This window comes from Ruegeria sp. HKCCA4812 (assembly GCF_013034245.1).
Taxonomy (GTDB): Bacteria; Pseudomonadota; Alphaproteobacteria; order Rhodobacterales; family Rhodobacteraceae; genus Ruegeria.
Genome location: NZ_WQFQ01000005.1, coordinates 251,600 through 258,734 on the forward strand (window position 1 = coordinate 251,600; position 7,135 = coordinate 258,734).

The following is a 7,135-nucleotide window of genomic DNA, read 5'->3' on the forward strand; positions in this document are numbered from 1 at the left end:
TCACAAACCGGCCGCCGACAACAGCCGCACGCCTTTTTCGTAGTGTTGCCTGTTCTTGAAACAGCCGGGCCAGGCCCAGCGTTCGGCCGTAAAGCCCGGCTGCAATTCCAGAATCTGCCGGGCATGTCGGCGCGCCAGGGAATGGTTCCCGGCGGCGGCGGACAGCATGCACAGCACGACCCTGGGACGAACGCGTCCGGGGTCGACCCGCAGCACGTTATGGGCATGCTGCCACGCGGCCTTGTCCCCGGTCATCATCATTGCGATTGCCAGATTTGCTTCGATCCAAATGGGCGGATGCGGCGTCAACGCCAACGCTTTCTTGCAGACCGAAACGCCTTCTTCAGCCCGGTCATCATACACCAACAGGATGCCGTAATATCCCAACAATTCCGGGCTTCCGCTGAAACGTTCCACGACGGCAAGCATCAAGCTGCAAGCCTCTGACGTGTTGCCGGCAACACTGTGGGTAAAAGCATGGAGGGCCGAGCAATACGGGTCAGTCGGGTTCAGGTTGCGCAACTGTTTGCATTCGGCCTCTACCATTGCCAGCGTCTCGGCCGGGTTTGCATCCATGCCCAGACGGATCATGTCCAAATGACAGAAACCGATCGCCACACGGGCCGGCAGGTATCCGGGGTCAAACTCGAGACAGGCGCGGTATTGACGGATGGCATCCTGCAACCCGTCTTCCGTTGCCTGGCTTTCCAATATGCGCGCTTTCTGGAACGCAGACCAGGCCTCGGTCGAAGTGACACGGCTTGACCAGATTTCTGACCAATACCCGTCGCGCAATCGCAGTTGGAGCGCCTCGACGACCTTCATGGCGATTTCTTCGACCGCGTCGAATGTTTCCTTCGCACGAAAGCGGAACCGCTGTGTCCAAAGGCACACCTGATCCGCGGTTGACGTCAATTGAGCGGCCACCCGCAAGCCTTCCGCGCCAACCACGCTGCCGCTGAGAACATAACCTTCAACCGGGCCTTCCTGCCTGCGCGCGTCACGCAGTTCGATTACGTCGGACATTGTGCCGAGAAGAAACATGAGTTCGTCTCGTATGGAGGAGGCAGCGATGCTGATATCCGGCGTTTCCCCGACAACTTCAAAAGGCTCAACCACTACCGCTGGACGCAAACGCCCCCAATGCACCGGTAAACCGCGGCCCGCCAGAACCGGTCCGTCTGAGTCTGTATCGATGTCCCAATAGGCCTGCCGTTCAACCGTCAGCCACGCCTCGAACTCGGGGTCGGCAACGTCCAACCCTTCCAGCAATTCAGCCCGATCGGGACTGAGCTGCTCGTCAAACAGATCAACCTCGACTGCTGCCAGATTGATCGACACCGTTTCACGGGTGATTTCAAGAATATCAAGTCTGTGCTTGGAAAAGTGCTTGCTGAGAACACTCAGCTCTTTGCGCAGCGACGCCGCGCCTTGTGCGGGCGAACTCTCGCTCCAGAGCTTGTCCTGCAACCAAGCCCTGCTACGTATCGCGTTTTTCGACAGAAGCACCAAAGCAAGAAGAGCTTTCGCTTTGGTGCCCCGAGGCGTCACATCCTGACCGTCGTCACGGATAATCTGAAACGGTCCGGTCAAAAAAACCTTGGTTTTTGCCTCAGTCACTAACGGCCCTCAAAAACGTTCGGGGGTTGTCGTTAACCGCTGCATCCAAATATGACGATACCGCCCATCGCTTCATAGGCCAGTTTGCAGCACCATGACTCGTGATCGGGGTTCGGATCCGGCTTTTTGTCACTCAGGTCCGGAACAACGATATGAACCAGATCCTTGGTGTCATAGACAAACCTGACCTCTGGATTACCACTGTCCGCAAGGATTTCTTGAATTTTGCGTTCCGCCGCGTCCTGATCATCTTGCGACCCCAGCGCACGGCCGCGCGCGGCATTCAGAACTTCGCACCCCAAGTCTTTCAACGAATAATTCGGGTTGATTGCCAAACGAGCCATGTAAAATCTCCTTCTCAAACAACAATGCCCACTTGTATACCCCGTTATATGCTTATCCGGAAATGAAAATGACCGACACGTTGATAGAACGCGCTGAAACTGCTCGGCTAATTTCCAAACCCTCGTTTGCCGAATTCCCCAAAGATGCGCCGATCCACGCGGCTTTTCGCTTGATCGAGCTGCGCGACGGAGCTCTGCCCCCTAAGGGCGGGATGGGCCATCGCGTGTCTTTCGGCACCGGCCGCGCACCGGAAGAGGCGGCGCGGCTGGCCGGGTTCGAAGCGATTGAGCGCTATGCCTTGCAATACAGTGCCGAAGCACCACAAACCCGCGAAAGCCTGATTGCGTCGGATGGCGCATCCCATGTGATGCCAAACGAAGCGCTTGCTCTGGGTGTTCCGGGCAGTGACGGAAAGGTCACTTCGAAAGGTGCCGCGGCTGGCCCGACACATGAAGCCGCCGCGCTGTGGGCGGCGCTGGAGTGTTTGGAACACGCTCTTGGATCGCAGGGGTTTGACCACCTGGCGCCGGACACGGTCCTGCCCCATGATTTGACGCAGTGGCTGCACGTCCAACTGCGGCAACTGAGCCTTCACATCCTCGAAGTTCCGGGCATCGGCCTTCTGCTGCGCGCGGTCTGCGCAGATGCGGATGGCGGCAGGCCGACCTATGGATCGGCGCTTTCCGCAAATCTGGCGCAGGGCGTCTGGCACGCAGCATCCGAGGCGGTGGTGTCCTGGCGCAACATGGTGATGCTTGAACACAACGGTGTAACGGATCACGGCATGGATGCCGAACAGGCCCGTCTGTTCCGGCTTTATCGTGGCGCGCAGAATGACCGGCCTGTTGCTCCGACGCGGTTGTACGACGTGCAGGCGTGGGACAGCCCGAATCCGTCGCTGACGACGGTATTGACCGCGGCAAGCCGCGCCCTTGGTCGTCCGGTTGCGGTTTTTGACATGACGGCACCTGAAATTCCCCTGCCGGTGGTCAAAGCCGTAGCAGTTTGAGCACTGGTCAGGATCCGTCTCTGGGAAAGCGTGTCGTGTCGCCGTTGGTCTCTGCCTTGCAACGGTCCGCGAATTCCAAAAGCTGCCTGCAACGTTCGGTCTCGGGCAGGCTGCGGACAACCCGCCCCGGATCAACATGCGGAGTTTCAACAAATTCGACACGGGTGATCACGCGCGGCCTGGCGGCAACTGTGATCATCGGGCCGACCTCGATCAGGCTGGCCAGAGCATAGCCCGAGACAGGGCGAGCCGAAGGGCCTGTTCCCAGCGTGATATCATCCAGAAACCGGGGATCGTCGTCGGCAGGCCCGAATTCAAGGCGCATGTGCATTCCCGGCGCACCGCGCCTGAACCGGACCCAGCCCCGAGGCACCCTGCCCGCACCCACAAACAGTCGTGATGTATGGAATGCCTGAATATACAGCCCAAGCGGATCAGAGAATGCCATCGCCCGACCCGCTGGTGACTTACCACATTTCCCCGCGGCCAGTTCAAGCGTATCGCTCACCAGGCGGAACCCTGCATGCCCGCAGTACAGATCCTGCCGGTTCGCGAAATCAAGAACTTCTTCAAGCCGGGCGCGCCGGTTGCTCTCGCCGTCCTTCACGAGATACGGGAAGGAAGAAAAATGCATGGTCTGGATCAGATCGGTCAAACGGTTCGTACCCTTGGCCAGAAACAGGGCATGCTGGATATTCAACGGATGTTCCGGCGGATGCGCGTGATCCCTACCCACCAGCCTTTTGTGAAAGCGGGCCGCACGCTCGGACACATCCATCGACGTCCATACCGACCGTGAGACTTCAAACAGATCCTTACAGGAGTAGAAGCGCCCGGTCACCGATGCGACCACCGACAGGAAGTGATCGAAATCGAACACCGCCATGAACTGCCACCACTCCACAAACTCGGTAGTGGCCACAAATCGCTTCGGGCGCAGTCTGCCACTGGTATCGGGTCGCATTACCAACGTGTATTCAAGATATTCATTGTGCAGCTCAACCCTGCCGGGCCAGCCTTGGTCACACACGCGCGCCGCCAGCTCATCGCCCAGACAGTCCCGCGGTTCCCGCGGATCGGCGCGCCATCTGAACCCATTCGAAGGCTGGCCCGCCTCGATGTCACGCGGATCCATGACCAGAAACGGGCTGACGCCCTGCACGTCGAATATGTTCTGAATGGTCGAATTCCACGCGGACCGGGTGGCGTCGTTCACGCCTTGATCAGCAAGTCCCGGCGATTGGAATACAGACATCAAAGAACACCGTTGGGCTTCAGAGACACTAGAATGGAAAGTCAGAGGTCGATGCCCGCAGGGTTTCAATTCCGACGGGGCGATCGCCACCGGTGACGCACAAGGAAGCATCATGTAGACCGACCTGTCATGGGGTCTGATACATTCATCCTGCCCACCCCGCCTGTTCAGGCAAATGACGGGTCCACCACAATTCGGGCGTACTGTTCACAATGTGGATTTCGCTACCGCAAGAACGACCGCCAACGATGTTGAGGCGATCTCCATCAAATGTTTCAAGCGACATTTTCGCGGCCCCCCGGAAATTCGCCATCTGTTCGGCCAGAATGCCCACTGCAACGCGTTCACCCATTCGGATACTGTCGAAATAGTCGCTGTAGAAATGTACCCCTGCAAAATTGCGCCCGATCGCGATATTCGCAGCCAACTTGTTCAGCTCGCCATTCAGCGTAAGCTTCGCTGCGCTGTCCTCTGGCCGCACGGACTCAACCAGTGTCCTGCCACCCGGAGCCGGAACAAAGACGCGCTCCATACCCGCCTCTGCCAAAGTTACCCGGGACCCGTCCAGCGCATGTGTTCTGAAGAACGCCTTGAGCAGCGTCGCGCACGCCCCGGCTACTGCGCCATGCGCCGCCCCGTAGGACGGCTGCATTGGCGAGCCCTCGGGATAAGCAACAGGCAACAGCAGGTTGCGATCGATTTGTGGCAGCCCCTTATGAGAAACCGCGTTGTGGGCGAACCGCTTAGTGGCCGGCGCGGCGGCAATGGCTTCCACAAGACTGAAATCTTCGCAGGCGGCGCTTTCCAATTTCTCAAGATGGGCTGCGGCAAACGGTTCCGCTGCCCCAAGCACCGCGCCATGACCATTCGCCACCAAGGTTGCAACGCTGCCCAGCTTTTCAGGGCGGGCGCGGTTGTGCACCTGAAAGGTCTGGCGTCGCACGGCCCGCATTGCCCTGGTCGCGGTTTCTGCCAGCATTGACAGCGCGTGTGATCCGCCCCAATGGGCCCCACTATCCTCCGCACGGGAATTCCAGACTTCGGGCAGACCGTCATCTGCTTGAATACCTCGGCCCAACATCAACAGGCAGGCATTGAAAAAAGCCTGATAGATCGAGTCGAAATGCACATAGGTGGCAAGGTCGCGAGGTGTTTCAATAAACTTCGGGCCACAGGCCTCAAAGGCTTGTTCGCCGGTCGCGTCCGCCCCGTTCTGAACGTCCAGCCACTCGGCCCAGTCCCGCAAATAGTCCACGCCAACGGCCTGTGGGGCAACTCTTTGGTCAACCCGAAATGAACCAAACGGCATTGCCCTTGGCGCAGTTGTATTTGACAACCACCGCCCTTGCACATGCGCCGCGTCTGACGTCAGCGGGTCGTAACCCTGCAAAAGGAACTGCGACACGTAAGGCCCGTCCGAACAGCCTTGGCTCGAGCCGCGGAACAAAGTTCGCGAAGACAGACCTTCGCCATCTCGGACCCGGCGCGCCGCCGGTACTTTCCCGATCTCGGCGCCGCTGGCATCCTTTGGGAAACCGTCTTTGCGGAACCACTCCAACCGGCCAAGGGCGCCAAGCACCTTGTCGGTTCCCTCGGCACCATCCCGAATGGTTTCGAAGGACACATCTCGCAGACAGGCCATCGCATAGAGTTCGGCCATCTCTGCCGCCAATTCATCTGACCCAAGCCTGGGCGCCGGCGCGATACCCAAACCGCCGGCGTCCAATCCATTGAACCCCAACCGATGACCCAGGATTGGCCCTTCCCACGCACGCCATCTAAATTCACCACCCTCTGATGGCGCGGTGCGGAAGGGCCCGGAATAGGCTGGCGTGTCAAACAGCGTCAGCCTGTTTCCTTGATTGTCGGTGCAGGTAGGATCAGCCACTTCTTCCAGAAATTCGGTATAAACCTGCACGTCGACAATGCCATTTTCGTCATGCCGCAAGCCCTTGGAAAAGCTCGTGGGCCAAGTCCCGGCAAACAGGTCTGCTTCGCCGTTATGTTCTGCGGCCGCCCTGTCTCGGGCACCAGTCGGCGCGCTCGAGTGACACTGATCCCGGTTCAATCCACGATTGGGCTTTTCCAGGTCCTGCCAGGGTTCAGACGGAATGATATGTTGCGGCATGTTGCTCTCCCGATCGACGAAGACAACGATTCGCACGACGCCGTTACCGGATCGTGACCGGTCATTCCGACATGTTTTTGCCCTGTTCTGAAGGAGATTGGGAATATTCGGGATAGAAAGGGCTTCGATCGCGCTGGACACCAAGCCCCGCCGCCACTTTCCGATCTTTCGAGAAATCGCAGAATCCAATGCAAAACAGGATATCTGGGGCCCAGCCATCTTCGGGCTGAATCTCCCCGAACAGAAAGATAAAGGAAGTTGGATGGCGGAGACGAAGGGATTCGAACCCTCGAGACGGTTTCCCGCCTACTCCCTTAGCAGGGGAGCGCCTTCGACCACTCGGCCACGTCTCCATCGACGGGTATATCCTTGCAAGCGACGGGAATACAAGGCGAAATATCTGATTTGTGCCCCTCTCTGGCAAAATTGTTGAACCCGTTGAAATCACGGTAAAAGACGCCAACTTAGATGGATCATGGGCCAGTTTTGGAGAATTTTTTCTGAAGCCTTTATTCAACGCGGTGCCACCAAACCTTCAGGTTCGAAGCGACACGGCATATCGATTCCCCGTTCCGCATAGTTGCGCCGATTATGAGATCATTTTCTGAAAGCGATGAAGTTCTCTTGTTACAGTTGGATCCCATTGCCACGCCCAACCTGGAAAATGCCCACTTGTTCGCTAAGGGACATTACCCCAACACAAAAAGCCCCGCGAGTTGCGAGGCTAAGTGTTTGATATATGGCTGGAATTATTGGTTGCGGGAGCAGGATTTGAACC

5 protein-coding genes and 1 tRNA gene are annotated in these 7,135 nt (G+C 58.1%); 1 reads left to right on the forward strand and 5 read right to left on the reverse strand.

Annotated features, from left to right (window positions below):
- Positions 1–1,620: a hypothetical protein gene (locus tag GOW04_RS15830; RefSeq protein ID WP_152456718.1), complete on the reverse strand. Its 1,620-nt coding sequence runs from the start codon at positions 1,618–1,620 to the stop codon at positions 1–3.
- A gap of 32 nt (positions 1,621–1,652) precedes the next feature.
- Positions 1,653–1,964, reverse strand: a complete 312-nt coding sequence (locus tag GOW04_RS15835; protein WP_152456717.1) for a hypothetical protein — start codon at positions 1,962–1,964, stop codon at positions 1,653–1,655.
- A 68-nt stretch (positions 1,965–2,032) separates the two neighbouring features.
- Between GOW04_RS15835 and GOW04_RS15840 the strand changes: the two genes are divergently transcribed.
- On the forward strand, positions 2,033–2,974 hold the full coding sequence (locus GOW04_RS15840) for a YcaO-like family protein (RefSeq protein ID WP_171233194.1): 942 nt from the start codon (positions 2,033–2,035) through the stop codon (positions 2,972–2,974).
- 7 nt (positions 2,975–2,981) lie between these two features.
- Here the strand turns inward: GOW04_RS15840 and GOW04_RS15845 are convergent, their stop codons facing one another.
- The 3 genes from GOW04_RS15845 to GOW04_RS15855 form a co-directional block, all read right to left on the reverse strand.
- The gene (locus tag GOW04_RS15845) at positions 2,982–4,229 is read right to left on the reverse strand and encodes a hypothetical protein (RefSeq protein WP_171233195.1); all 1,248 of its coding nucleotides are present in this window, start codon (positions 4,227–4,229) and stop codon (positions 2,982–2,984) included.
- Between the two features lie 145 nt (positions 4,230–4,374).
- On the reverse strand, positions 4,375–6,357 hold the full coding sequence (locus tag GOW04_RS15850) for a hypothetical protein (protein ID WP_171233196.1): 1,983 nt from the start codon (positions 6,355–6,357) through the stop codon (positions 4,375–4,377).
- 263 nt (positions 6,358–6,620) lie between these two features.
- Positions 6,621–6,710 (reverse strand) — tRNA-Ser (locus GOW04_RS15855).
- Positions 6,711–7,135: the final 425 nt, after the last annotated feature.